The following is a 24,593-nucleotide window of genomic DNA, read 5'->3' on the forward strand; positions in this document are numbered from 1 at the left end:
CGCCCGGCCCGCCCGCGGAGGACGAGACCGGTCAGGTGGCCGAGGCCCTCGGCACCGTGCACCGCGCGGCACTCCGCGCGGCGGTCGAGCGCGCCGAACTCGCCAGCGGCATCTCCGGGGTGTTCGTCAATCTCGCCCGCCGCAGCCAGATCCTCGTGCACCGCCAGCTCGGTCTCCTCGACAGCATGGAACGCCGCTCCGACGATCCCGACGAACTCAGCGACCTCTTCCGCCTCGACCACCTCACCACGCGCATGCGACGCCACGCGGAGAGCCTGATCATTCTCTCGGGTGCCGCCCCCGGTCGTGCCTGGCGCATGCCCGTGTCCCTGACGAACGTGGTCCGGGCGGCAGTCTCCGAGATCGAGGACTACGCGCGCGTGGAACTGCGGCAACTCCCCGAAGCGGAGATCGTCGGCACCGGGGTCGCCGACCTCACCCACCTCCTCGCCGAACTCGTGGAGAACGCCGCCCAGTTCTCACCACCCCACACGCGCGTACGCGTCACCGGCGAACCGGTCGGCAACGGCTACGCCCTGGAGGTCGAGGACCGGGGCCTCGGCATGGGCAAGGAGACCCTCGCCGAGGCCAATCGCCGCATCGAACAGTCCGAGGCCCTCGACCTGTTCGACAGCGACCGGCTCGGCCTGTTCGTCGTGAGCCGTCTCGCCGCCCGCCACGGCATCAAGGTCCACCTGCGGACCTCCCCCTACGGAGGCACCACGGCCGTGGTGCTGCTGCCCACCACGCTGCTCCACAGCGGCGTGCCGGAACGTTCCCCCGAAGCGTCCGCCGAAGCGCCCCCGGAGTCCGAGGAACGCGAGTACGCGCGCGTGACCGCGGCCCCGCGTCAGGAACCCGTGGAACAGTCGGCGAACCGCCACGCCCTGACGGCGCCCATGGCCTCCGCCGGGCGGAACACGGGGGAGCAGGGCCCGACCGAGGCGCTGCCCGGTGTGACCACCCTGCGGCCGAACCGCAGGGCGCCGGACCCGGAGGAGACGGAACGACTGCCGCGCCGCGTTCGACAGGCGCACCTCGCGCCCCAACTGCGCGAGCGACACACCGGGCAGCCCGCGTCGGTTGCGCCGCCCGGAGCGGACGACGAGCGCACGCCGGAACTCGTCAGGGACCGCATGGCGGCCTACCGCGACGGCTGGGCACGAGGCGGCGGCAGGGCACCCGGCAGAGGAGTCGCACAGGGCCCCACGACGGGCCGCGACAGCAGCGAAGGAGACCCCGCATGATCCAGGACCCGAGAACCACGGCCACCGAACGGTCCGGTGAACTCGACTGGCTGCTGGACGACTTGGTTCTGCGCGTGCACGAGGTGCGGCACGCCGTGGTCCTGTCCAACGACGGCCTGGCGGTCGGCGCCTCCAGCGATCTCAGGCGCGAGGACGCCGAGCACCTCGCCGCGGTCGCCTCCGGCTTCCACAGTCTCGCCAAGGGCGCGGGCCGTCACTTCGGCGCAGGGGGCGTACGCCAGACGATGGTCGAGATGGACGACGGCTTCCTCTTCGTCGCCGCCGCCGGAGACGGCTCCTGCCTCGCCCTCCTCACCTCCGTCACGGCCGACATCGGGCTGGTGGCGTACGAGATGGCACGGCTGGTGAAACGTGTCGGAGAGCACCTGCGGACACCCACCCGCGCCGGGGCACGCCCGCCCACGGCCGGATGAACCAGGGACGGGCCGTGCTCATGACCGAAGGCAGTGACACCGGTGCCCCGCACGAACCGGCGGGCGGTCGTTGGTACGACCACGAGGCCGGGCCACTCGTTCGCCCCTACGCCGTGACGGGCGGCCGCACCAGACCGGGCCACGGCGGACCGCGCTTCGACCTGATCGCCCTGGTCTCGCTCGACCCCGGCGCACGCGGCCCCGACGACGCGTCGCTCGGTCCGGAACACCGGGCGCTCCTGGAACTGTGCCGGACCGAGACCCAGTCGGTCGCTGAGCTCGCCGCCGGCGCCGACCTGCCCGTGGGTGTCGTACGGGTACTTCTCGGGGACCTCGTCGAGACGGGCCGAGTCACCGTCAGTCGCCCCGTGCCGCCCGCGCGACTGCCGGACGAACGGATCCTGCGGGAGGTGATCGAGGGGCTGAGGGCGCTGTAGATGAACACGCACTCGGTTGCGACCCGTACCGACTTGCGCACCCAACCCGGCACCGAACGGGCACAAGCGGTCGCTGGGAAGAAATACCGGTCCAACGCCCCACGAACGGGTGGCAGTTGCCAAGATGCTGACTCCTCACGGCCGTACCGATGTCGATTACGGCCGACACTCCCGAGAGAAGTGATCGATGGTCTCCGAGCATTCCGATGAGACAGACGACGACACGGGCGCCCTGGCACTGAAGATCCTCGTCGCCGGCGGATTCGGCGTAGGCAAGACCACGCTGGTCGGCGCGGTCAGTGAGATCAAGCCGCTGCGCACCGAGGAACTCCTGAGCGAGGTGGGCCAGTCGGTCGACGACACCGACGGGGTGGACCAGAAAGTCACCACCACCGTCGCCATGGACTTCGGCCGCATCACCATCAGGTCGGGGCTCTCGCTCTACCTGTTCGGCACCCCGGGGCAGGACCGGTTCTGGTTCCTGTGGGACGAGCTGGCGCAAGGGGCGTTGGGCGCCGTCGTCCTCGCGGACACGCGGCGACTGCAGGACTGCTTCCCCGCCGTGGACTACTTCGAGCACCGGGACATCCCCTTCGTGGTCGCCGTCAACTGCTTCTCGGAAGCACGCGCCCACGGCGCCCAGGACGTCTCACGCGCCCTCGACCTGGACCAGGGAACCCCGGTGGTCCTCTGTGACGCCAGGGACCGCGACTCCGGCAAGGAAGTGCTGATACGCCTCGTCGAATACGCCGGGCGGATGCACACCGCCCGGCTGCTCGACTCCGTGGGCTGAACCGGCGCCTACACGCCTGTACCTGGCCGGATACTGTCCCTTGACACCGCTGTTTCGGGTGGGGAAGCACCCGTTGTCGCTGTTCGCGCGGAAGGACCGGCATGCCTTGTCGGTCATCTTCCCTGCCATGTTCGGATCCTGCTTGCTCCGACAGCAGCCGTGGGGAAGGCTGAATCGTCGGATCCTCCGTGTCCGGGGGAACGACGAAACGGGGAGTGCGAACGATGTCGCAGAACGCGGGGCTCGGTTGGCTGCTGGACGACCTGACCGAGCGCGTGGAACCCATACGACACGCCCTGGTGCTGTCCAACGACGGACTCGTCACCGCGGCCAGCACCGGCCTGCGGCGCGAGGACTCCGAACACCTGGCCGCGGTCTCGTCGGGTCTGCACAGCCTCGCCAAGGGCTCGGGCCGCCACTTCGGCGCCGGTGACGTACGGCAGACAATGATCGAGTTCGACGACGCGGTGCTCTTCGTCACCGCCGCCGGGCCCGGCAGCTGCCTGTGCGTCCTCAGCGCGGCGGAGGCGGACATCGGGCAGATCGCGTACGAGATGACGCTGTTGGTGAACCGCGTCGGCGAGCATCTCCGAGTGGACGCCAGGCACCCCGAACGCTCCGCCGCGATGGACCGCTGACCTGCGGTTCTCTCTGTAGCGGGAAGAGTTGTCCACAGGCCCGCCACGACTTTCCGCGAACGGGCTACGGTTTTTCCCGAAGCGAGCGCGAGACCAGCGCGAGCACCACACCGCACGGGGGAGAACCGCCATGTCCGGCGACACCGTCACACAGTCGGCCACGCACACCACAACCGCCACGCACACCACGACCACCACGACCACCGAGCCCGGCACACCCACCACACGGGGCGGCACCCCGGCATCAGCGAGGGCGGCCGGGGCAGTCAGGACCGCCGGGGCGACCGGCGCCACCCTGGCACTGAGCCGAGCCGCCCGCGAACTGGGCCTGAAACGCAGCGAACTCGACCTCGCCGTACAACTAGGCTGCCTGCGAACGGTCGTCGACGACGGAGGCGGAGGCCGTCGCGTCACAAGGGCGGAGGTCGACCGGCTCCGTGCCGAGAAGGGCTTCCCCGAGACCCTGCGGGAACGGGTCGATGCCGTGGGCACCAAGGCAGCCGCCGAGATCCTGGGCGTGCCGCCCACCCGGTTCACACGCCTGGCACGCCTGGGACTGGTCACGCCGGTCAAGTTCTCCCTCAACCGCTACCGCGCCGTGCTCTGGTTCTATCCGTCGGCCGAACTGCGGCAGTTCGCGGCCGACGAGAGGAACGCCCCCTGGCTGACGGAGCGTGTCCCGGAGGACCTCAGGCGCCGACTGGACGGGGGCCTGGACCTGCGCCCCCGGAACTGGCGCGGGCGCCACCTCGGAGCCCTGCTGAGGCAGGCGGACGACCCCTGGAGCCGCGCGGCCGCCACGGCCTCGCTGCTCGACCCCGTCCAGGTCGCCGCGATCGTCCACGACCCCTACGAGCGCGCCCACCTGCATTTCCACCGGCCGGCGCGAACCGACCACGGGACGCCCGACTCACCCGCCGCACTGATCACCGCGCGGATCATGACCGCGGACGACCCCGATGAGATCGCCTGGCTGCGGGCGGACCTCCAGCGGTCCCTCGGCGAGGCCCGGGCCCACCGACTCGCCCCGAGGCCCCGCCGGAAGGTGCCGTGGTCTCCGGCCTGGGACGAGACGCCCGGCGCGACGCCCCGCCCCGCAGCGCGGCCACCCCGGGGCCGACGACGCCCCGGGCCGCCCGCGCCCGGCGCCGGCCCAGCTGCCGAAGGACGCCGCGGTCTGCTGGGCTGGCTCCGGCGCAGACACCACTGACCCGCTGGTCACGCCTCGAGCTTTCGGAACAACCCTTCCTGGACGACCGACACGAGCAGACGTCCTTCCAGGTCGTAGATACGGCCGCGGGCCAGTCCGCGGCCGCCCACCGCGATCGGGGACTCCTGGTCGTACAGGAACCACTCGTCCGCGCGGAACGGCCGGTGGAACCACATCGCATGGTCCAGCGACGCCATGTCGAAGCCACGAGGTCCCCAGAGGGGCTCCACCGGAATGCGGACGGCGTCCAGGAGCGTCATGTCGCTGGCGTACGTCAGCGCGCACGTGTGCACGAGCGGGTCGTCGCCGAGGGGACCCACCGCGCGCATCCACACCGCGCTGCGCGGCTCGGCGTGCTCGACCTCCTCGGCCGTCCAGCGCAACCGGTCGACGTACCGGATGTCGAAGGGCTGCCGCCGGGCCATGCGCTCCAACTGCTCGGGAAGCGTGCCCAGATGCTCGCTGATCTCCTGCGTCACCGTCGGCAGCGACTCGGGGTCGGGCACCTTTCGGGCCGGCGGCAACTGGTGCTCGAAGCTCCCCTCTTCAGGCTTGTGAAAGGAGGCGGTCAGATTGAAGATGGTGCGGCCCTGCTGCACGGCGGTGACCCGGCGCGTGGTGAACGACCGCCCGTCCCGCACCCGCTCGACCTGGTACACGATCGGCACCCCGGGACGGCCGGGGCGCAGGAAGTACGCGTGCAGTGAATGCACGGGCCGGTCGCCCTCGGTGGTGCGTCCGGCGGCCACCAGTGCCTGGCCGGCGACCTGCCCGCCGAAGACCCGCTGCAGGGACTCCTGCGGGCTGCGCCCGCGGAAGATGTTGACCTCGATCTGTTCCAGGTCGAGCAGGTCGACGAGCCGCTCGGCGGGGTTGGTCGTCATGTGCTGGCCTCTCCTGTGCTCACAGCTGACCGACGTCGGTGACCTTGACGACGGCGCGTCCCTCGGCGTCGGAGGCCGCGAGATCGATCTCCGCGCTGATCCCCCAGTCATGATCGCCGTTCGGGTCGGCGAAGGTCTGCCGGACCCGCCACAGCCCGTTCTGCGGCTCCTCCTCGATCATCAGCAGCCGCGGGCCACGGGCATCGGGACCGGTGCCGAGCTCCTCGTACTCGTCCCAGTACTTGTCCATTGCCTCGCCCCACCGCTCGGCGTCCCAGCCGGCCTCGGCGTCCATCTCGCCCAACTCGTCCACCTGGTCGAGCGCGGCCAGTTCGACGCGACGGAACATGGCGTTGCGGACGAGGACCCGGAAGGCACGCGCGTTGGAGGTGACCGGCTTGACCTGGTCGGCCCGCTCCTGGGCCTCCTCGGCCGTCATCTCCTCGGGGTTGGCCAGCTGCTCCCACTCGTCGAGGAGACTGGAGTCGACCTGGCGCACCATCTCCCCGAGCCAGGCGATCAGATCCTCCAGATCGTCGGACTTCAGATCGTCGGGGACGGTGTGGTCGAGGGCCTTGTACGCGCCGGCGAGGTAGCGCAGCACGATGCCCTCGGTGCGGGCCAGCTCGTAGTGGGACACCAACTCCGTGAACGACATGGCCCGTTCGTACATGTCACGGATCACGGACTTCGGCGACAGCGGATGGTCGCCGACCCAGGGGTGGCTCTTGCGGTACGTGTTGTACGCGTGGAAGAGGAGCTCCTCCAGCGGCTTGGGGTAGCTGACGTCCTGCAGCCGCTCCATGCGCTCCTCGTACTCGACGCCGTCGGCCTTCATCGCGGCGACGGCCTCACCGCGCGCCTTGTTCTGCTGGGCGGCGAGGATCTGCCGCGGGTCGTCCAGCGTCGACTCGACGACGGACACCATGTCGAGGGCGTACGACGGGGACTCAGGGTCCAGAAGTTCGAACGCGGCCAGGGCGAAGGTGGACAGCGGCTGGTTGAGCGCGAAGTCCTGCTGGAGATCGACCGTCAGCCGGACGATACGGCCCTCGGCGTCCGGCTGGTCGAGTTTCTCGACGATGCCGCCGTCGAGGAGCGAGCGGTAGATCGCGATCGCGCGGCGGATGTGCCGAAGCTGCTGCTTGCGGGGTTCATGGTTGTCCTCCAGCAGATGACGCATCGCTTCGAAGGCGTTGCCCGGCCGGGCGATCACCGACAGCAGCATGGTGTGCGTGACCCGGAAGCGGGAGGTCAGCGGTTCCGGGTCGGAGGCGATGAGCTTCTCGAAGGTGTTGTCGGTCCAGCCGACGAACCCCTCGGGAGCTTTCTTGCGGACCACCTTGCGACGCTTCTTCGGATCGTCGCCGGCCTTGGCGAGGGCCTTCTCGTTCTCGATGACGTGCTCGGGTGCCTGCGCCACCACGAACCCCGCCGTGTCGAAGCCCGCCCGGCCCGCGCGGCCCGCGATCTGGTGGAACTCGCGGGCCCGCAGGGTCCGCACACGATTGCCGTCGTACTTGGTGAGGGCGGTGAACAGCACGGTGCGGATGGGGACGTTGACGCCGACGCCGAGCGTGTCCGTGCCGCAGATGACCTTCAGCAGACCGGCCTGGGCGAGCTTCTCCACCAGGCGTCGGTACTTGGGCAACATGCCGGCGTGGTGGACGCCGATGCCGTGCCGTACGTAACGGGAGAGGTTGCGGCCGAACTTGGTGGTGAAGCGGAAGTTGCCGATCAGCTCGGCGATCCGGTCCTTCTCCTCCCGTGTGCACATGTTGATGCTCATCAGCGCCTGCGCCCGCTCCACGGCCTGCGCCTGCGTGAAGTGCACGATGTAGACCGGAGCCTGCTTGGTGGCGAGCAGCTCGGTGAGCGTCTCCGTCAGCGGGGTCAGGACGTACTCGTAGGACAGGGGCACCGGACGCGTCGCCGAGCGGACCACGGCGGTCGGGCGACCGGTGCGCCGGGTGAGGTCCTTCTCGAACATCGAGACGTCGCCGAGGGTCGCCGACATCAGGATGAACTGGGCCTGCGGCAGCTCGAGGATCGGGATCTGCCAGGCCCAGCCCCGATCGCCCTCCGCGTAGAAGTGGAACTCGTCCATCACGACCTGACCGACGTCCGCGTGCTTGCCGTCGCGCAGCGCGATGGAGGCCAGCACCTCGGCGGTGCAGCAGATGACGGGGGCGTCGGCGTTCACGGAGGCGTCGCCGGTGAGCATGCCGACGTTCTCGGTACCGAAGATCTTGCACAGCTCGAAGAACTTCTCCGAGACGAGCGCCTTGATCGGAGCCGTGTAGAAGGTGACCTCGTCACGGGCGAGCGCCGCGAAGTGGGCACCCGCCGCGATCATGCTCTTGCCGGAGCCGGTGGGCGTCGACACGATCACGTTCGCGCCGGAGACCACCTCGATGAGCGCCTCCTCCTGGTGCGGATAGAGGGTGAGACCGCGTTCCTGGGCCCACGACTCGAAGGCTTCGTAGAGGGCGTCGGGGTCGGCGGTCCGCGGCAGCTGATCGATGAGGGTCACGCCCCCATCTTGCCTGCCCGCGCACCCGATGGGGGAATCGGCTGCGGGACCGAAGATCGCGAACGCTACGCTGTGGCGCCGACGGAACGTCAGCGCACCTGGACAACTGGACAGCGGCACAAGGCGCCTGGACAGCGACACGAACAGAACGGGACGGGGCACGGCCATGATGGGACCAGCACACTCACTGTCGGGAGCCGCCGCCTGGCTCGGGGTGGGAGCCGCGGCGGCCGCCGCCGGGCACACGATGCCCTGGCCGGTGCTCCTTGTCGGTGCGCTGATCTGCGCGGGTGCCGCGCTCGCCCCCGACCTGGACCACAAGGCGGCGACGATCTCCCGTTCCTTCGGTCCGCTGTCACGCTGGGTGTGCGAGATCGTCGACAAGCTGTCGTACGCCGTCTACAAGGCGACGAAGAAGCAGGGCGACCCGCGCCGCTCCGGTGGTCATCGGACGCTCACGCACACCTGGCTGTGGGCGGCGCTGCTCGGCGCCGGTGCATCCGTCGCCGCCATCACCGGGGGCCGCTGGGCGGTGCTGGCCATTCTCTTCGTGCACCTGGTCCTGGCCATCGAGGGCCTGCTGTGGCGGGCGGCCCGGGGTTCGAGCAGCGATGTGCTGGTGTGGCTGCTGGCTGCGACGAGCGCCTGGATCCTCGCCGGTGTCCTGGACAAGCCGGGCAACGGGGCGGACTGGCTGTTCGCACAGCCGGGCCAGGAGTATCTGTGGCTCGGGCTGCCGATCGTGCTGGGGGCGCTGGTGCACGACATCGGGGACTCGCTGACCGTCTCGGGTTGCCCGATCCTGTGGCCGATACCGATCGGGCGCAAGCGCTGGTACCCCGTGGGCCCGCCGAAGGCGATGCGGTTCCGGGCCGGCAGCTGGGTGGAGCTGAGGGTGCTGATGCCGGTGTTCATGGTGCTCGGGGGAGTGGGCGCGGCGGCGGCGCTGAACGTCATCTGACCGGCCGCGGGCACTCCCGCCGAGGCTACGGCCGGCCCGCCCCGGGCGACCTGCTCGCGCGGCGGTCAGCTCGGCAGGGAGTCCTCGTCCACGATGTGCATGGCGGCCTCCTCGGCGGAGGCGGCGGCCCCGTCGATCCCCACGTCGGTGGCGATCATCCCGCTCTCCTCGTCCTCGTGCGCGCCCTCGTCGGGGGCGACCAGACGGCCGGAGCGGAGGTCGCCCACCTCGTTGTCCAGCGGCTCGCCGTCGGTGTCCTGGGAGTCGCCGATGCCGTCCCCGGCGGGGTAGGTGATGTCCGGGAGCTCTTCGGCGAGGCGCTGCTCCAGCGTCTCACCGCGCAGCCGCTCCGCCGCCGTCACACCGGTGTGCTCCACCGCCCATGGCCGCTCCGGTGGGGACCAGCCCCGGTCGAGGGGGTCGGCCACACCGTCGGCGACCAGGGTGTCCTCGGCGTCCAGCAGCCCCGCGTCGTCCTGGATCTCGGATCCGTCTGGCTGGTAGACGTCGTCTCCCCATCCGCCGGCTCTGTCCACGGGTACCTCCAGTGGTGGGGCGGGCCCGGTGCCACCGTTCGGCGACGGTGGGCGCACGGACCGCTGGGCCACGGCCCGAACCCCGCGAACCGGGCGGTTCACGGGCGTCCCCCGAATCAGTGCCCACCACCAGCCTTCCACTCGCGTTCGGCACCGCGCAACGGCAGGGCGACGGCAGCCGCCCTACCCCGCCGGAGCCGGCCCCCACTGCCGGGGCCCGCGCGTCGGTCAGCCGTGCCACGACCTCCACAGCGCGGCGTACGCGCCGTCCGCGGCGACGAGCTCGTCGTGGCTGCCCAGCTCGCTGATGCGGCCGTTCTCCACGACGGCGATGACATCGGCGTCGTGGGCGGTGTGCAGGCGGTGGGCGATGGCGACGACGGTACGGCCGTCGAGGACGCGGGCGAGGGATCGTTCCAGGTGGCGGGCCGCCCGCGGGTCGAGGAGCGAGGTCGCCTCGTCCAGGACCAGCGTGTGCGGGTCGGCGAGGACCAGCCGGGCCAGCGCGATCTGCTGGGCCTGTGCCGGGGTGAGCGTGAATCCGCCGGAACCGACCTCGGTGTCCAGCCCCTCGTCCAGCGCCCGCGCCCAGACGTCGGCGTCGACCGCGCCCAGCGCCGCCCACAGCTCGGCGTCCCCGGCGTCCGTGCGGGCCAGGAGCAGGTTGTCGCGGAGGGAGCCGACGAACACGTGGTGCTCCTGGTTGACCAGGGCGACGTGGGAGCGGACGTCCTCGGCGGGCATCCGGGACAGCTCGGCACCGCCGAGGGTGACACGGCCGTCGCGGGGCGCGTAGATCCCGGCGAGCAGTCGGCCCAGGGTCGACTTGCCCGCGCCGGACGGGCCGACGAGGGCGAGCCGGGTGCCGGGCGCGACCTCCAGGGAGACCTTGCGCAGGACGTCGACGCCTTCGCGGTATCCGAAGCGCACCCGGTCGGCGTGGACATGCCGCCCCTCTGGGGCCACGGCCGGGTCGCCCGCGTCGGGCTCGATGTCCCGGACCCCGACCAGGCGGGCCAGCGACACCTCGGCGACCTGCAGCTCGTCGTACCAGCGGAGGATCAGGTTGATCGGGTCGACGAGCATCTGGGCGATGAGCGCGCCGGTGGTCAGCTGCCCGAGGCCGATCCAGCCCTGGAGGACGAACACCCCGCCGATGATCAGGACGGACCCGAGGACCGTGGTGTGCGTGAAATTGATGACGGGGAAGAGCACCGACCGCAGCCACAGGGTGTACTGCTCCCAGGCGGTCCATTCGCGGACCCGCTGGTCGGAGAGGTCGATGCGGCGGGTGCCGAGGCGGTGGGCCTCGACGGTGCGGCCGGCGTCCACGGTCTCCGCGAGGACGGCGGCGACGGCGGCGTACCCGGCGGACTCCGAGCGGTAGGCGGAAGGGGCACGCTTGAAGTACCAGCGGCAGCCGACCACCAGCACGGGCAGGGCCAGCAGGACGGCGAGGGCCAGTGGGGGCGCGGTCACGGCGAGGCCGCCGACGAGCAGAACGACCCACACCACGCCGATGGCCAGCTGGGGCACCGCCTCGCGCATGGCGTTGGCGAGCCGGTCGATGTCCGTGGTGATGCGGGAGAGCAGGTCACCCGTGCCGGCGCGTTCCAGGACACCCGGCGGCAGGCCGACCGACCGGACGAGGAAGTCCTCGCGCAGGTCGGCCAGCATCCGCTCGCCGAGCATGGCGCCGCGCAGCCGTACCTCCCGTACGAAGACGGCCTGGACGACGAGGGCGACGACGAACACCGCCGCGGTGACTTCCAGATGGAGTTCACGCGCCCCCTCGGAGACCCGCTCGACGAGTGCGCCGAGCAGGTAGGGGCCCGCCATCGAGGCCACGACCGCGACCGTGTTGACGGTGATGAGCAGGACGAAGGCCCGGCGGTGCCGGCGGAACAGTTCTGCCACGTAGGCGCGTACGGTCGCGGGGGCGCCGACGGGCAGGGTGTTCGCCGTCGTCGGGGCGGCCGGGTCGTAGGCCGGGGGCGCCACGCCGATCATGCGGTCTCCTCGATCTCTTCCAGTTCGTCCAGCACGTCGCTGAGAGCGGTCCTGTGGTCCTGCGGCCGTGCGGTGAAGGCGGTCTTCTCGGCGGCCTTCTCGCCGGTCTTCTCGCGGGTCTCCTCGTCGGTCTCGCGGGTGACGACGGCCCGGTACCGGGGTTCCTTGCGGATCAGGTCGCGGTGCAGGCCGACCGCCGCCACCTCGCCGTCGTGGACGAGGACGACGCGGTCGGCGAGGTCGAGCAGGAGGGGCGAGGAGGTCAGCACGACCGTTGTGCCGCCCGCGCGCAGCGAGCGGACGCCGGTGGCGATCCTCGCCTCGGTGTGCGAGTCGACGGCGGAGGTCGGCTCGTCGAGGACCAGCACGTTCGGGTCCGTGATCAGGGAGCGGGCCAGGGCGAGTCGCTGGCGCTGGCCGCCGGACAGGGACCGTCCGCGCTCGGTGATCCGCGCGTCCAGTGGATCCTCGATGTCCAGTGACCCCTGGACCAGGGCTTCCAGCACGTCGCCGCACTGGGCGGCGGTCAGCGCCTCCTCGGCGGTGACGTGGCCCGAGGCGGGGACGTCGAGGAGTTCGCGGAGGGTGCCGGAGAGCAGCACCGGGTCCTTGTCCTGGACGAGGACGGCCGTGCGGGCGGAGTCGAGGGGCAGTTCGTCGAGCGGTACACCGTCGAGGAGCACGGAAGTGCCCTCCTCGGGGGCGTGGCCGCCCAGCCGTTCCGCCAGTCGTCCGGCCGCGTCGGGGTCACCGCACACCACCGCCGTGAGACATCCGGCGGGTGCGAGCAGCCCGGTGGCCGGGTCGTACAGGTCTCCGGTGGGCACGGTGGCCTCGCGGGACCCCTCGGTGTCCGTGCTCCGCTCCAGCGACAGCACCCTGGCGGCCCGTTTCGCGGACGGACGGGAGAAGGAGTACGCCATCGCGATCTCCTCGAAGTGTCTGAGCGGATACGTCAGCAGCATGACCGCGCTGTACACGGTGACCAGTTCGCCGACCGTGATCCGGCCCTCGCGGGCGAGACCCACGCCGTGCCAGACGACCGCGATCATCAGCAGCCCCGGCAGCAGCACCTGGATGCCGGAGATGAGGGCCCACATACGGGCGCTGCGGACGGCGGCGTGCCGGACCTCCTGGGAGGCACTGCGGTAGCGGTCCAGGAAGAGCTCCTCGCCACCGATGCCGCGCAGCACGCGCAGGCCCGCGACGGTGTCGGAGGCCAGCTCGGTGGCGCGGCCCGCCTTCTCGCGCTGGAAGTCGGCGCGGCGGGTCGCGCGGGGCAGCAGCGGAAGCACGGCAAGGGCGAGGACGGGCACCCCGACGGCGACGACGACGCCCAGGGCGGGCTGGTACACGACCAGGCCGACGCAGACCAGCACCACGGTGAGCGCGGCGGCGGTGAAGCGGGAGACGGCTTCGACGAACCAGCCGATCTTCTCGACGTCGCCGGTGGAGACCGCGACCACCTCTCCGGCCGCGACCCGGCGGGTGAGCGCCGAGCCGAGCTGGGCCGTCCTGCGGGCCAGCAACTGCTGGACGCGGGCGGCGGCCGTGATCCAGTTGGTGACCGCCGACCGGTGCAGGAAGGTGTCGCCCAGTGCGATGGTGAATCCGCACACCAGCAGTACCACGCCCGCGAGGGCGAGTCGGGAGCCGGAGCGGTCGACGACGGCCTGGACGGCGAAGCCGACGCAGAACGGAAGTCCGGCCACGGAGGTGAAGTGCAACAGCCCCCACGCCAGCGCCTTGAACTGTCCGCCCAGTTGATTCCGGCCGAGCCACCACAGGAATCGTGGGCCCGAGCGAGCGTCCGGCACGCCCGGGTCTTCGTACGGAAGGTCTTGAATCTGCATGACGTCCCAGAGGCTCGAGTCAGGGGTGGGGGAAGTGGGGGAGGAGTGGGGAGAAAAGGGGCGGCGCGGTCCAGCGACCGGCTGTGAAAGGTTCGCGTCGCGTCGCGGTCGGAGGCAAACGGTTTTCCGGGGCCGGGCAAAGTTTCGGCCTGAACCGTCCGTTGGAGGCCCGATGCGCGCGGCGGCGGGCGCTCGCGTCCGGTGAGCGGTGCGACGATGGATCGCATGCGAATAGGCGGTACCAGGCGGGGACGAACCGGCACGGTGAACGAAGAAGGTGTGGGCGGCGCGGGTGGTGCGGACGACGCGGGCGCGAGGAGGGGCGCGGCTCGTGTCGGGCTCGCCGTGGTGGTCTGTGGCGCACTGGTGATGTCGGCCGCGGCGTGCGGCGGTTCGGGTGACACGAGCGAGGCCGCCAAGGCCGACAGGAACGCCACGGCGTCCGGGGGCGGCACCGATCGCGCGGCGCCGGAGGCCGAGGACCCGACCCGTGTCCCGGGCGTCGGCGACCGTCTGCAGAAGCGGATCCCCGCGGAGTCCCGCCAGGTCGTGGCCGTCTACGGAGAGGGCAGGGACGACGCCGACGCCACGGTCGTGCTCTACACGAAGAGCGGCTCCACCTGGAAGAAGACCCGCAGTTGGGAGGGCCACAACGGAAAGAAGGGGTGGACCACCGACCATCGAGAGGGTGACAAACGCAGTCCGGTCGGCGTGTTCACGCTGAGCGACGCGGGAGGGGTCCTGGCCGACCCGGGATCCAAGCTGCCGTACAGCAGGTCGGCGTCGTTCCAGGCGCCGCACTACTGGGCCGAGTCGCACTGGCACGACTTCGACTACGTCATCGCGATCGACTACAACCGGGTCAAGGGCACCTCGCCGATCGACCCGACGCGTCCCGAGGGTCAGTCCAAGGGCGGGAGCATCTGGCTGCACATGGACCACGGCAGCGGAACCTCGGCCTGTGTCAGCCTGTCCAAGTCGGGCATGGAGTACCTGCTGCGTACTCTCGACCCGGCTCAGCACCCGGTGATCGTCATGGGGGACAAGGCGGCGCTGGAGGCTTGAGGCGCCCGGTACGCACTTGAGCGCTTGTGGCCGGAGATGCCATTGCGGCGGGGTGTCGACTCCCCGTAGAACTCCGGCCATGAGAAGCCGGATCATCATGTCCATGCTCAGCGGAGCGACCCTCCTGGCGAGCACCCTCCTCGGGGCCACCCCCGCCCAATCCGTCGCCATCTCCTCCCCGGCCGATGGATCCACCGCCGTCCCCGCCGAGTTCGGGTCCGACTGGCACGATCCGATCACCGCCGCTCCGCCCGTCTCCCGGCCCGAGAACGCGAGGTCGTGCGAAGTGACGGTCGCCGAGGCGCAGTTCAGGGACTTCACGCCGTACCGGGGGACCTACACGCCGCCGGGGGAGTGCGGGAAGAGATGGAGCAAGGTCGTCCTGCGGCTCGACGGCAAGGTGAAGGGCCGGCAGTTCGATCGCCTCGGCCATCTGCACATCGGCGGCGTCGAGGTGTTCCGGACGTCCACGCCGCAGCCTTCGCCGGACGGCATCGCGTGGTCCGTGGAGAAGGACGTCACGCGCTACAGCGACACCCTGCGCACCGAGCAGCCGGTCGAGATGCTCATCGGCAACGTCGTCGACGACACGTACACCGGCGTCCTTGACGTCAGGGTCACGCTGACCTTCTACGTGGGCAGGCCCGACACGAGGACGGCGGGCACCGTCCCCGACCGCGTGCTCACGCTCCAGGACGGCACCGCCCTCACCACCCCGCGCAACAGCGAGCGCGTCATCGCGGAGGTGTACGCGACCGGGTCCGGCGGCGGCTGTGAGGAGTACTGGTATCTGACGGTGCCCGACGAGGCGCCGTACTCCTGCAAGGCCGACGACGGGCCCTACCGTGAGGTGCGGATCTCGGTGGACGGGCAACTGGCCGGAATCGCCGCGCCGTTCCCGAACGTGTGGACCGGTGGCTGGTCCAACCCCTTCCTCTGGTACGTCGTCCCCGGTCCGCGCGCCTTCGACATCCAGCCTCTCCGCTACGACCTCACCCCCTTCGCGGGACTCCTCAACGACGGGCGGCCGCACCGGGTCGAGGTGTCCGTCGCCGGCGTGCCCGAGGGGCAGAGCGGCTGGAGCGCCCCGGTCAACGTCCTCGTCTGGCAGGACGAGAAGAAGGAGCACGTCACCGGCGCCCTCACGAAGGTGCGGGAGGGCGACTTCGCCAACGCGTCCACGTACACGCCGGGTACGGAGCACCGCCTCGACACCGAGGGGAGCCATCGGCTGAGCGTCGCGGGGTACGTCGACACCTCCCACGGCCGGGTCACGACCACCGTCCGCCGCAGCCTCCTCAACACCTCCACGCACACCTGGTCGGACGGCGAGAACCCCGACGCGCTCGACGCGAGGTGGAGCGACGACGAGACGGTCACCGTGAGTGGGGGCGGGGGCCGAGGCGTTCGTGGTCAGGACCGGACGACGCGCGTGCAGCGGTCGTACACGATGGACGGAACGACCACGCTCGGCGCGGGAGATCGGCTGCGGACCGTGCTCACGCTCGGCGACCGGGCGACCGTCACCGAGACGCACGGCGGGCGGCGCACGGCGTGGTCCCGGCTCGACGACACCTACACCGGTGATGCCACGTACACGGCGAACGTACCGCGGGACCAGCGGCACGCCGTCGGGACGACGAGCGAGCGCTACCGGACGTACGGGTCGGACGGCTGCTACGACCGCTCGCTGGTCTCCGTGCAGGGAGTGCTGACGGTGGACCGTACGGGCTGCTGATGCCCCATGCATGCGATGTGACGGCCGTTCGATGATTTACCTCCGTGAAACACGGCGGTCTTCCCCACGAGCGACGCCTCCCCGATAGTGATCGACGCGGAAGCGCTTTTCCGCATGACAGAAGATCCCTCGGAGGAGTGCCCGTGCCGCAGTCCGTACCGTCCCTGCCGCGACGCGTCGCACGCATGCTGCGTACCTCACTGTTCGCGCAAGTCGGAGTCGCGCTTGTGCTCGGAATCGTCGTCGGAAGGTTGTGGCCGGACACGGCCACGACCTTCCAACCGCTCGGCGACGGTTTCATCCGGCTCATCAAGACCGTCATCTCGCCACTGGTGTTCTGTGTGGTCGTCGTCGGTATCGCCAAGGCCGGCAACCTGAAGGCGTTCGGGCGGATCGGGCTCAAGGCCCTGATCTGGTTCGAGATCGCCTCGACGGCCGCGCTGCTCATCGGCCTGATCGCCGCCAACGTGTTCGGCCCCGGCTCGGGCATGAACGTCGACCCCGCGAAGCTCGACACCTCGGCGGTCGACGCGAAGACCGCCGGCGGCGAGCTGCCGACGACGAGCGAGTTCATCCTCAACGCGCTGCCGCAGAGCGCGATCGGCGCGTTCGCCGAGAACGCGCTGCTCCAGGTGCTCGTGCTCGCCTGCCTCACCGGCGCCGCGCTGCTGCACCTCGGTCACACCAAGGTGCCGAAGATCCTGCCCGCCATCGAGCAGGCCCAGGAGGTCATCTTCGCGATCGTCGGCTTCGTCATGAAGCTGGCCCCGCTCGCCGTGTTCGGCGCGATGGTGCACCTGGTCGGTGAGTACGGCCTCGGCGTGATGAAGACCTACGCCAAGCTGATCATCCTCTGCTACGCCGTCGCCGCCGTGTTCCTGGTGCTGCTGGGCGTCGCGCTGAAGCTGATGACCGGCCTGAGCCTGTGGAAGTTCGTCCGCTACACCCGGGCGGAGATGCTGCTCGCGCTCGGTACGGCCTCCAGCGAGTCCGTCATGCCGCGCATGATGCAGAAGCTGAGGCAGGCCGGAGCCCGTGACGACGCCGTGGGACTGGTGCTGCCCACCGGGTACTCCTTCAACCTGGACGGCGCGTCCATCTACCTCTCCATCGGCACCCTGTTCATCGCGCAGGCCGTGGGAGTGGACCTCAGTCTGAGCCAGCAGGTCACCGTCATCCTGGTCCTCATGCTGACCAGCAAGGGTATGGCGGGCATCCCCGGTTCGGCCTTCCTCGCCCTGTCGGCGACCGCCGCCTCGCTCGGCGCCATCCCGGCCGGCGCCGTCGCCCTCCTTCTCGGGGTCGACCGCATCATGGACTCGATGCGCGTCGCCACCAACCTGCTCGGCAACTGTGTCGCCGTCTTCGCGGTCTCGAAGTGGGAGGGCGCGCTGGACACCGACCGCGCGAAGAAGATGCTCGACGGCGAGATCGAGTTCGTGGAGGAGGACGACGAGTCCGGGTCCACGGCCACGAAGCCGGAGGCGAAGGCAGAGGCAGAGGTTCAGGGAGCGGCCGGGGACGCGGCAGGGGGCGAGCCCGAGAAGCCGGAGGCTCCCGCTCTCTCCAAGGCGGAGGCCTGATCTCTGGGGCCTGCTCTCTCCTGCTCCACACTCCGTACGGGGAAGGGCCCGGCGCGAACTACGCGCCGGGCCCTTCCCCGTACGCCTGCTCGGCGCCTCCGCTCAGCAGCGCCGCTCCGCCGTCGGCGCGCCGTCGACCAGCGTGTCGAGCAGGCCTTCGAGGACCCCCCGCTGGTCGTCCGACAGCGGCGCCAGGATCTCCTCCGCCGCCGAGCGGCGCGCGTGGTGCAGCTCCCGCAGGACCTTGAGGCCCTCGTCCGTGACCTCTATCCGGATGACTCGCCGGTTGGTGGGATCGGGCGCCCGGCGCACCCGCCCGCTCTCCTCCAGCGCGTCGACGAGGGTCGTCACGGCCCGTGGCACGACCTCCAGCCGCTCGGCGAGATCGGCCATTCGTGGCGGCGCGTCGTAGTGGGAGAGGGCGCGCAGCAGTCGCGACTGCGCAGGGGTGATCTCCAACCCGCTCTGCTGGAGATGGCGCTTCTGGATGCGGTGCACACGGCGGGTGAGCCGCAGCAACTGCTCGGCGAGCAGTCCGTCGCCGTCGGGGTCGGTCATACCGGGAACAATATCAGGACGATGTTCATTGTGAGTATAGGTAACAATGAGCTAAGCTCCGCAAGGCTTCGAGAAGTCCCCTCATCGCGACTCACCTCGTACCTCCCCATCCGCCTCACCTCCCGTAGGAGCCCATGCATCCCGACCACGAACCCCACGCACCCACCCGGGCGCCGTCCGCCGACACGCGAGACCAGCCCCGACAGGTGCGCCGCATCCTGAAGCTCTTCCGCCCCTACCGGGGTCGGCTCGCGATCGTCGGACTCCTCGTCGGCGCCGCGTCGCTCGCGTCGGTCGCCACACCGTTCCTCCTCAAGGAGATCCTCGACACCGCGATCCCCGAGGGCCGCACCGGGCTGCTGAGCCTGCTGGCCCTGGGGATGATCCTGAGTGCCGTCCTGACCAGCATCTTCGGCGTCCTGCAGACGCTGATCTCCACGACCGTCGGTCAGCGGGTCATGCACGATCTGCGCACCGCCGTCTACGGCCGACTGCAGCGGATGTCGCTCGCCTTCTTCACCCGGACGCGGACGGGCGAGGTCCAGTCCCGCATCGCCAACGACATCGGCGGCATGCAGGCAACCGTCACCTCCACGGCCACCTCCCTGGTGTCCAACACCACCAGCGTGGTCGCCACCGTCGTCGCGATGGTCGCCCTGGACTGGCGGCTCACCGTGGTCACCCTGCTCCTGCTGCCTCTCTTCGTGTGGATAAGCCGCCGGGTCGGAGACGAGCGCAAGAAGATCACCACGCAGCGGCAGAACCAGATGGCCGCCATGGCCGCGACGGTCACCGAGTCGCTCTCCGTCAGCGGCATCCTGCTCGGACGCACCATGGGCCGCGCCGACTCGCTCACCAAGTCCTTCGCCGAGGAGTCGGAAGGGCTTGTCGACCTGGAGGTCAGGGCCAACATGGCCGGGCGCTGGCGCATGGCCGTCATCACGGTCGTCATGGCCGCCATGCCCGCCGTCATCTACTGGACCGCCGGCATCGCGCTCCAACTCGGCGGCCCGTCCGTCTCCGTCGGCACGCTCGTCGCCTTCGTCTCGCTGCAGCAGAACCTGTTCCGGCCGACCGTGAGCCTGCTGTCCACGGGTGTCCAGATCCAGGCATCGCTCGCCCTCTTCCAGCGGATCTTCGAGTACCTCGACCTGCCGATCGACATCACCGAGTCCGAGCATCCGGTCCACCTCGACCGGATCAAGGGCGAACTCCGTTTCGAGAACGTCGAGTTCCGCTACGACGCGGAGGGCCCTGGCGCCCCTGGCGGCCCCGGCGGAGCCGGTGGCCTCGGCAAGAACGGCAGCCCCGGCGGCTCCGGCGGCGAAGCGAAGCCGCGCCCCGTCCTCGACGGCATCGACCTGATCGTTCCGGCGGGCGGCAGCCTCGCCGTCGTCGGGCCGACCGGTGCCGGCAAGTCCACGCTCGGCGCGCTGGTGCCGAGGCTGTACGACGTCACGGGCGGCCGGGTCACCCTCGACGGGGTCGACGTCCGCGACCTGGACTTCGACACGCTGGCCCGCGGCATTGGCGTCGTCTCGCAGGAGACGTACCTCTTCCATGCCTCGGTCGCCGACAACCTGCGCTTCGCCAAGCCGGACGCCACCGACGAGGAGCTGTACGCGGCGGCGCGGGCGGCCCAGATCCACGACCACATCGCGGCCCTGCCCGACGGCTACGACACCGTCGTCGGTGAGCGCGGCCACCGCTTCTCCGGTGGGGAGAAGCAGCGGCTCGCCATCGCCCGGACCATCCTGCGCGACCCGCCGGTCCTCATCCTGGACGAGGCGACCAGCGCCCTGGACACCCGTACCGAGCACGCTGTGCAGGAGGCCATCGACGCCCTCTCCGCCAACCGCACCACCGTCACCATCGCGCACCGCCTCTCCACCGTCCGCGGCGCCGACCAGATCGTCGTGCTCGACTCCGGGCGTGCCGTCGAGCGCGGTACGCACGAGGAACTGCTGGAGAGCGGTGGGCGGTACGCCGCGCTGGTCCGGCGGGACGCGCGGCTGACGCCCGCCCGCGAGGTGGCCAAGGTGCCGAAACTGGAGCCGACAAGATGAAGATATGCCGGGTCATGCCGGTTTTGAGGTGATATGCGGGTTACCGTGCCCGCATGCAGATGAACACTCCGCCACGGAGCACGATTCGACTGACGCGTCGGGGCCGGGCCGCCCTCATCGCGGCGGGGGCCGTCGTGGCGGCCACCGCCGTGGCGGTGCCGCTGCTGAGCGTGGGGGGAGGCGGCGGCGCGGAAGAGCGCCCGACGTCCCTGGTGATCCCGGAGGGCTGGCGCTCCGGCCAGGTCTACGAAGCCGTCGACAAGGCCCTCGCGCTGCCCGCCGGATCCACCAGGAAGTCGCTGTCCAAGGCCAGCCTGATGCTGCCCGACGACGCCGAGGGCAACCCGGAGGGCTATCTCTTCCCGGCGACGTATCCGCTGCGGGAGAAGTCGACCCCCGAGTCCCTGCTGGCGGTCATGGTCGAGACCGCGAACAAGAAGTTCAACGGCGGCCAGGTCACGGCCGGGGCCCAGCGCAACGCGATGAACGTCTACCAGGCGGTCACGATCGCGAGCATCATCCAGGCCGAGGCGGCCACCGAGGAGGACATGGGCCGGGTGGCCCGGGTCATCTTCAACCGCCTGGAGCGCGGGATGCCGCTGCAGATGGACTCCACCATCAACTACGCCCTGAACCGCTCCACGCTGAACACCACCGTGGACGACACGAAGATCGACAGCCCCTACAACTCGTACCGGCGCATGGGGCTGCCGCCCACCCCGATCGCCAACCCGGGTGAGGCGGCGATGCGTGCGGCCGTCAACCCGGCAACGGGCGATTGGCTGTACTTCGTCACGGTCAAGCCGGGCGACACCCGCTTCACGGCGAACTACCAGGAACACCTGCGCAATGTCGCCGAGTTCAACCAGAACCGCAGGAAGGCGGCGTCACCGGGGGCCGGGGCGGTCACCGGGTCGCCCTCGGCCTCCTCCTCACCCGCGACCGGCTGAGCCGAGAGGTCGGCCGACCGAGACGCCGGGCGAGCTGAGAAGGTCGGCTGAACCGAGGGCCGGGCGAGCCGAGAGGCGCGGCCGGGTCGGTGGGGACGTCAGGCGGCGGCCGGGTCGTTCGCCAGGAGCCGCCGGATGTCCCGCACCGCCGCACGGCCGGCACGATTGGCGCCGATCGTGCTCGCCGAAGGGCCGTAGCCGACCAGGTGGACGCGGGGGTCGGCGACCGCGCGCGTGCCGTCGACGCGGATGCCGCCACCGGGCTCCCGCAGCCGCAACGGGGCCAGGTGGTCCACGGCGGCTCGGAAACCGGTCGCCCACAGGATGACGTCGGCTTCCACACGGCGGCCGTCGTCCCACTCCACGCCGTCGGGGGTGATCCGGTCGAACATCGGCAACCGGTCCAGGACGCCGTCCGCGATGCCCTGCCGGATCGCGTCGTTGAGCGGCAGCCCGGTCACCGACACGACACTCCTCGGCGGCAGCCCCTGCCGCACCCGCTCCTCCACCAGGGCGACCGCCGCCCGTCCCGCACCCTCGTCGAACGGTCCCTCGCGGTACACAGGCGCACGCCTCGTCACCCAGGTCGTCGCGGCAGCGTACGGCGCGATCTCCAGCAGGTGCTGGGTCCCGGACGCGCCTCCGCCGACGACAACCACCCGGAGGCCCGCGAACTCCTCGGGTCCGGGGTACTGGGCGGTGTGCAACTGCCGTCCCCGGAAGGTCTCCTGGCCGGGGTAGCGCGGCCAGAACGGCCGGTCCCACGTCCCCGTCGCGTTGATCAGCGTCCGTGTCGACCACGAACCGTCCGAGGTCTCGACGTCCAGCCGCCCGCCCTCGCCCTCCCGCACCGCGCGGACGTCCACGGGCCGCCGTACCCGCAGGTCGAAGGTGCGTTCGTAGGCGGTGAAGTACTCCCCGACGACCTCGGAGGACGGCCGGGCCGGATCGGCTCCCGTCAGCTCCATGCCGGGCAGCGCGTGCATCCCGTGCACCTTGCCGTACGTCAGCGACGGCCAGCGGAACTGCCAGGCGCCGCCCGGCGCGGGGGAGTGGTCCAGCACGACGAAGTCGCGCTCCGGCTCGAAACCGGTGCGGCGCAAGTGGTAGGCAGCGGCCAGACCTCCCTGGCCGGCGCCTATGACGACCACCTCGACCTCACGCATGTCGTTCATGCTTCTACCAACGGGGAGGGGGTGCCGGATCTTCCCGGGGGACCTGCCGCCGTGGTGGCCAGCCTTCAGCCGTCGCGGCCCAGCAGGGCTACGAACTCGTCGAACTGGCCGTGGCGTTGGAGGCCGTCGAAGGAACGGGTGAGCCCTTCTACGTGCATGGCGAGCCGCGCGGATGCCAGGGCAGCAGCCTTGCGGGGGACTCCTGCGGCGGGAATCCAGCTCTGGGGGAGGGGAGGAGCGCCCTGGGCGCAATGCCGCGGAGCGACGTGTGGCGCCGCCGCTCGCGGAGCGGCTGTTCACGGCGCCTGGTCACTGACGCGTCGGCGGGTCCCCGCTGGCACCCACTCGGTGCGCGAGGATGGAACCATGTCCGATGCCTTCACCACCCGAGTCCTGAACGTCGCCTCCGGCTCTCGCGAGCGGATCGTCGACCTCACCCGAGACTGCGAGGCGTTCCTCCGCGAGGCCGCGGACGGCCGGGACGGCCTCCTCAACGTCTTCGTCCCGCATGCCACGGCCGGCATCGCCATCATCGAAACGGGCGCCGGCAGCGACGACGACCTCCTCGCCGCCCTGCGCACCCTGCTGCCCGCCGACGACCGCTGGCAGCACCGGCACGGCAGCCCCGGCCACGGCCGCGACCATGTCCTCCCCGCCATCGTCCCGCCCCACGCGACACTGCCGGTCATCGGCGGGAGGCTGGAACTGGGGACGTGGCAGTCGGTGTGCCTGGTCGACACCAACCGGGACAATCCGAACCGCCAGGTGCGACTGAGCTTCCTGGGCTGAGCAAGATCGTCCTGGGCGCGGCCGCCAAGTCTCCGTACCTAGCGTGTTCGAAACAGAGAAGTCTTGCGCGGTACGGACCTGAACATGATCGAACGCCCTTAATGGCGGATGCGGAAAGTGCCTGCTCGGCGTGCGACGGCTGTCGCGGATGAAGCCAGCTACGTCGGATGACCCGGCCGAAGTTGGGCCCTTGGCTCCACGATGAGAGGGGTCCGTACGACGGATCGGTGGCTGCCGCCGTGGACCGGCTCGGCCGCAACGTCGTGGACTGCCTCAACACCGGCTACCGAATATTTGCCCAGTGCTCCACTCAGGACGCGGCTGGCGTGACGTGGGGTGGTGACGGGGCGGTCGCCTTCGGCGCGGCCCTGGTTGAGGTAGCGGACCAGCGGGTTGGCGCTTGCCGGTGCAGCCCAACTCCCGGATCTCTTCGAGGAGGTGGGTGACCGGAACGGCGGGTTCCTCGGCACGGCGACGCGGTGGTGGACTCGGCCCGGACCCGGGGCGTGGCCGTGCCGTTTCCCGGAGTACGCGCTGCGCCATCCGCGGCGCCTGCCGCTGCCGCAGTAGGCCATCCCGCGGTTGATCGGCGTGGACGATTTCGCCCTGCGCCGCCGCCACCGCTACGCCACGATCATCACGGATGCCGAGACCGGCCGCCGAGCCCTGTCCGACGCAGTGCAGGTCAGCGACCGATGGCACCTCTGGCGAAGTCTCTGCGACAAAGTCCAGCTCGAGGTCCGCGCCCACGACGGATGCTGGGCCACCATCAACCCGCCCCGCCCCGCCCCGCCCCGCCCCGCCCTGCCCCGCCCTGCCCCGCCCCGCCCCGCTCCGCTCCGCCCCGGCGGAGTACGCGAGCAGACCACACCCGAACGCTGGAACAAGATCCACGATCTCCTCGGCCAGGGCGTCGGCCTGCTCGACTGCTCCCGCCGCCTCAAACAGGCACTGAACACCGCCAAACGCTACGCCCGCATGCCCGAACCCCAGGCCCTGCGCATCGCCCCCGCCTTCCGGCCCACCCCCGTAGACCCCTACCGCGAGCACCTGCGCCGACGCCGCCGTCCGCCATGTCCTCGACGACCAGCGCCGAAAGCCCCGAAAAAACCGTCCCCATAAGGGAGTTGCTA

Annotated in this window: 20 protein-coding genes and 2 pseudogenes; 14 read left to right on the forward strand and 8 right to left on the reverse strand. The window is 70.7% G+C overall.

Annotation, left to right across the window (positions count from 1 at the left end; all coding sequences use genetic code 11):
• The 6 genes from GWK25_RS19540 to GWK25_RS19565 form a co-directional block, all read left to right on the forward strand.
• Positions 1-1,247 (forward strand): sensor histidine kinase KdpD (locus GWK25_RS19540; protein ID WP_251828935.1); only part of this gene is annotated, 1,247 nt, incomplete at its 5' end.
• On the forward strand, positions 1,244-1,681 hold the full coding sequence (locus GWK25_RS19545; RefSeq protein ID WP_215451838.1) for a roadblock/LC7 domain-containing protein: 438 nt from the start codon (positions 1,244-1,246) through the stop codon (positions 1,679-1,681). The genes GWK25_RS19540 and GWK25_RS19545, both read left to right, overlap by 4 nt.
• Before the next feature lie 20 nt (positions 1,682-1,701).
• Positions 1,702-2,118, forward strand: coding sequence for a DUF742 domain-containing protein (locus GWK25_RS19550; protein WP_215451839.1), 417 nt, complete (start codon positions 1,702-1,704; stop codon positions 2,116-2,118).
• 187 nt (positions 2,119-2,305) lie between these two features.
• On the forward strand, positions 2,306-2,911 hold the full coding sequence (locus GWK25_RS19555) for an ATP/GTP-binding protein (RefSeq protein WP_215451840.1): 606 nt from the start codon (positions 2,306-2,308) through the stop codon (positions 2,909-2,911).
• Positions 2,912-3,135: 224 nt separating this feature from the next.
• Complete coding sequence (locus GWK25_RS19560) at positions 3,136-3,549, forward strand: roadblock/LC7 domain-containing protein (RefSeq protein WP_184897217.1); 414 nt, start codon at positions 3,136-3,138, stop codon at positions 3,547-3,549.
• A gap of 130 nt (positions 3,550-3,679) precedes the next feature.
• Positions 3,680-4,759 (forward strand): DUF6397 family protein, encoded by a 1,080-nt coding sequence (locus GWK25_RS19565; protein WP_215451841.1) that lies wholly within the window; start codon positions 3,680-3,682, stop codon positions 4,757-4,759.
• A gap of 8 nt (positions 4,760-4,767) precedes the next feature.
• On the opposite strand, the gene GWK25_RS19570 is transcribed toward GWK25_RS19565, so the two are convergent.
• Together GWK25_RS19570 and GWK25_RS19575 are read right to left on the reverse strand one after the other, a co-directional pair.
• Positions 4,768-5,643 (reverse strand): acyl-CoA thioesterase II, encoded by an 876-nt coding sequence (locus GWK25_RS19570; RefSeq protein ID WP_184897395.1) that lies wholly within the window; start codon positions 5,641-5,643, stop codon positions 4,768-4,770.
• A 19-nt stretch (positions 5,644-5,662) separates the two neighbouring features.
• Positions 5,663-8,176 (reverse strand): RNA helicase, encoded by a 2,514-nt coding sequence (locus GWK25_RS19575; protein ID WP_215451842.1) that lies wholly within the window; start codon positions 8,174-8,176, stop codon positions 5,663-5,665.
• 166 nt (positions 8,177-8,342) lie between these two features.
• On the opposite strand from GWK25_RS19575, the gene GWK25_RS19580 reads away from it, so the two are divergent.
• Entirely contained in the window at positions 8,343-9,137 is a 795-nt protein-coding gene (locus GWK25_RS19580) for a metal-dependent hydrolase (RefSeq protein WP_215451843.1), read from the forward strand.
• Positions 9,138-9,202: 65 nt separating this feature from the next.
• Here GWK25_RS19580 and GWK25_RS19585 read toward each other — a convergent pair whose 3' ends face one another.
• The 3 genes from GWK25_RS19585 to GWK25_RS19595 form a co-directional block, all read right to left on the reverse strand.
• Positions 9,203-9,673 carry a DUF5709 domain-containing protein gene (locus GWK25_RS19585; RefSeq protein ID WP_215451844.1) on the reverse strand — a complete coding sequence of 157 codons (471 nt, stop codon included), beginning with the start codon at positions 9,671-9,673 and terminating at the stop codon, positions 9,203-9,205.
• A gap of 228 nt (positions 9,674-9,901) precedes the next feature.
• Positions 9,902-11,683, reverse strand: a complete 1,782-nt coding sequence (locus GWK25_RS19590) for an ABC transporter ATP-binding protein (RefSeq protein WP_215451845.1) — start codon at positions 11,681-11,683, stop codon at positions 9,902-9,904.
• Positions 11,680-13,536, reverse strand: coding sequence for an ABC transporter ATP-binding protein (locus GWK25_RS19595; RefSeq protein WP_215451846.1), 1,857 nt, complete (start codon positions 13,534-13,536; stop codon positions 11,680-11,682). The genes GWK25_RS19590 and GWK25_RS19595 overlap by 4 nt, the downstream gene beginning before the upstream one ends.
• 369 nt (positions 13,537-13,905) lie before the next feature.
• Here GWK25_RS19595 and GWK25_RS19600 point away from each other — a divergent pair, with 369 nt between their 5' ends.
• The 3 genes from GWK25_RS19600 (at position 13,906) to GWK25_RS19610 (ending at position 17,922) form a co-directional block, all read left to right on the forward strand.
• Positions 13,906-14,601, forward strand: a complete 696-nt coding sequence (locus tag GWK25_RS19600; RefSeq protein WP_215457453.1) for a L,D-transpeptidase family protein — start codon at positions 13,906-13,908, stop codon at positions 14,599-14,601.
• Between the two features lie 79 nt (positions 14,602-14,680).
• Entirely contained in the window at positions 14,681-16,339 is a 1,659-nt protein-coding gene (locus GWK25_RS19605; protein ID WP_215451847.1) for a peptide-N4-asparagine amidase, read from the forward strand.
• A gap of 143 nt (positions 16,340-16,482) precedes the next feature.
• Positions 16,483-17,922, forward strand: a complete 1,440-nt coding sequence (locus GWK25_RS19610) for a cation:dicarboxylate symporter family transporter (protein ID WP_308404267.1) — start codon at positions 16,483-16,485, stop codon at positions 17,920-17,922.
• Between the two features lie 102 nt (positions 17,923-18,024).
• On the opposite strand, the gene GWK25_RS19615 is transcribed toward GWK25_RS19610, so the two are convergent.
• Positions 18,025-18,480, reverse strand: coding sequence for a MarR family winged helix-turn-helix transcriptional regulator (locus GWK25_RS19615; protein WP_215451848.1), 456 nt, complete (start codon positions 18,478-18,480; stop codon positions 18,025-18,027).
• Between the two features lie 134 nt (positions 18,481-18,614).
• Between GWK25_RS19615 and GWK25_RS19620 the strand changes: the two genes are divergently transcribed.
• Both GWK25_RS19620 and mltG read left to right on the forward strand, forming a co-directional pair.
• Positions 18,615-20,546, forward strand: a complete 1,932-nt coding sequence (locus GWK25_RS19620) for an ABC transporter ATP-binding protein (RefSeq protein WP_215451849.1) — start codon at positions 18,615-18,617, stop codon at positions 20,544-20,546.
• A gap of 53 nt (positions 20,547-20,599) precedes the next feature.
• Positions 20,600-21,496 (forward strand): endolytic transglycosylase MltG, encoded by an 897-nt coding sequence (mltG, locus tag GWK25_RS19625; protein WP_215451850.1) that lies wholly within the window; start codon positions 20,600-20,602, stop codon positions 21,494-21,496.
• Positions 21,497-21,594: 98 nt separating this feature from the next.
• On the opposite strand, the gene GWK25_RS19630 is transcribed toward mltG, so the two are convergent.
• Positions 21,595-22,671, reverse strand: a complete 1,077-nt coding sequence (locus tag GWK25_RS19630; protein WP_215451851.1) for an NAD(P)-binding domain-containing protein — start codon at positions 22,669-22,671, stop codon at positions 21,595-21,597.
• A 366-nt stretch (positions 22,672-23,037) separates the two neighbouring features.
• Here GWK25_RS19630 and GWK25_RS19635 point away from each other — a divergent pair, with 366 nt between their 5' ends.
• The gene (locus GWK25_RS19635) at positions 23,038-23,460 is read left to right on the forward strand and encodes a secondary thiamine-phosphate synthase enzyme YjbQ (RefSeq protein WP_215451852.1); all 423 of its coding nucleotides are present in this window, start codon (positions 23,038-23,040) and stop codon (positions 23,458-23,460) included.
• A gap of 311 nt (positions 23,461-23,771) precedes the next feature.
• On the opposite strand, the pseudogene GWK25_RS43560 reads toward GWK25_RS19635, so the two are convergent.
• Positions 23,772-23,934, reverse strand: a pseudogene (locus GWK25_RS43560) (ISL3 family transposase); the annotation flags it as partial.
• 57 nt (positions 23,935-23,991) lie between these two features.
• Here GWK25_RS43560 and GWK25_RS19640 point away from each other — a divergent pair.
• Positions 23,992-24,525: pseudogene (locus GWK25_RS19640) on the forward strand (hypothetical protein); the annotation flags it as partial.
• Positions 24,526-24,593: the final 68 nt, after the last annotated feature.

It is taken from the genome of Streptomyces sp. ATCC 21386 (genome assembly GCF_018728545.1).
Taxonomy (GTDB): Bacteria; Actinomycetota; Actinomycetes; order Streptomycetales; family Streptomycetaceae; genus Streptomyces.

Bases quoted from the DNA above. Each gene is read 5' to 3' on its own strand.
- GWK25_RS19545 (WP_215451838.1), top strand. From the start codon at position 1,244: ATGATCCAGGACCCGAGAACCACGGCCACCGAACGGTCCGGTGAACTC.
- GWK25_RS19550 (WP_215451839.1), top strand. From the start codon at position 1,702: ATGACCGAAGGCAGTGACACCGGTGCCCCGCACGAACCGGCGGGCGGT.
- GWK25_RS19555 (WP_215451840.1), top strand. From the start codon at position 2,306: ATGGTCTCCGAGCATTCCGATGAGACAGACGACGACACGGGCGCCCTG.
- GWK25_RS19560 (WP_184897217.1), top strand. From the start codon at position 3,136: ATGTCGCAGAACGCGGGGCTCGGTTGGCTGCTGGACGACCTGACCGAG.
- GWK25_RS19565 (WP_215451841.1), top strand. From the start codon at position 3,680: ATGTCCGGCGACACCGTCACACAGTCGGCCACGCACACCACAACCGCC.
- GWK25_RS19570 (WP_184897395.1), bottom strand. From the start codon at position 5,643: ATGACGACCAACCCCGCCGAGCGGCTCGTCGACCTGCTCGACCTGGAA.
- GWK25_RS19580 (WP_215451843.1), top strand. From the start codon at position 8,343: ATGATGGGACCAGCACACTCACTGTCGGGAGCCGCCGCCTGGCTCGGG.
- GWK25_RS19590 (WP_215451845.1), bottom strand. From the start codon at position 11,683: ATGATCGGCGTGGCGCCCCCGGCCTACGACCCGGCCGCCCCGACGACG.
- GWK25_RS19595 (WP_215451846.1), bottom strand. From the start codon at position 13,536: ATGCAGATTCAAGACCTTCCGTACGAAGACCCGGGCGTGCCGGACGCT.
- GWK25_RS19600 (WP_215457453.1), top strand. From the start codon at position 13,906: ATGTCGGCCGCGGCGTGCGGCGGTTCGGGTGACACGAGCGAGGCCGCC.
- GWK25_RS19605 (WP_215451847.1), top strand. From the start codon at position 14,681: ATGAGAAGCCGGATCATCATGTCCATGCTCAGCGGAGCGACCCTCCTG.
- GWK25_RS19615 (WP_215451848.1), bottom strand. From the start codon at position 18,480: ATGACCGACCCCGACGGCGACGGACTGCTCGCCGAGCAGTTGCTGCGG.
- GWK25_RS19620 (WP_215451849.1), top strand. From the start codon at position 18,615: ATGCATCCCGACCACGAACCCCACGCACCCACCCGGGCGCCGTCCGCC.
- mltG (WP_215451850.1), top strand. From the start codon at position 20,600: ATGCAGATGAACACTCCGCCACGGAGCACGATTCGACTGACGCGTCGG.
- GWK25_RS19630 (WP_215451851.1), bottom strand. From the start codon at position 22,671: ATGAACGACATGCGTGAGGTCGAGGTGGTCGTCATAGGCGCCGGCCAG.
- GWK25_RS19635 (WP_215451852.1), top strand. From the start codon at position 23,038: ATGTCCGATGCCTTCACCACCCGAGTCCTGAACGTCGCCTCCGGCTCT.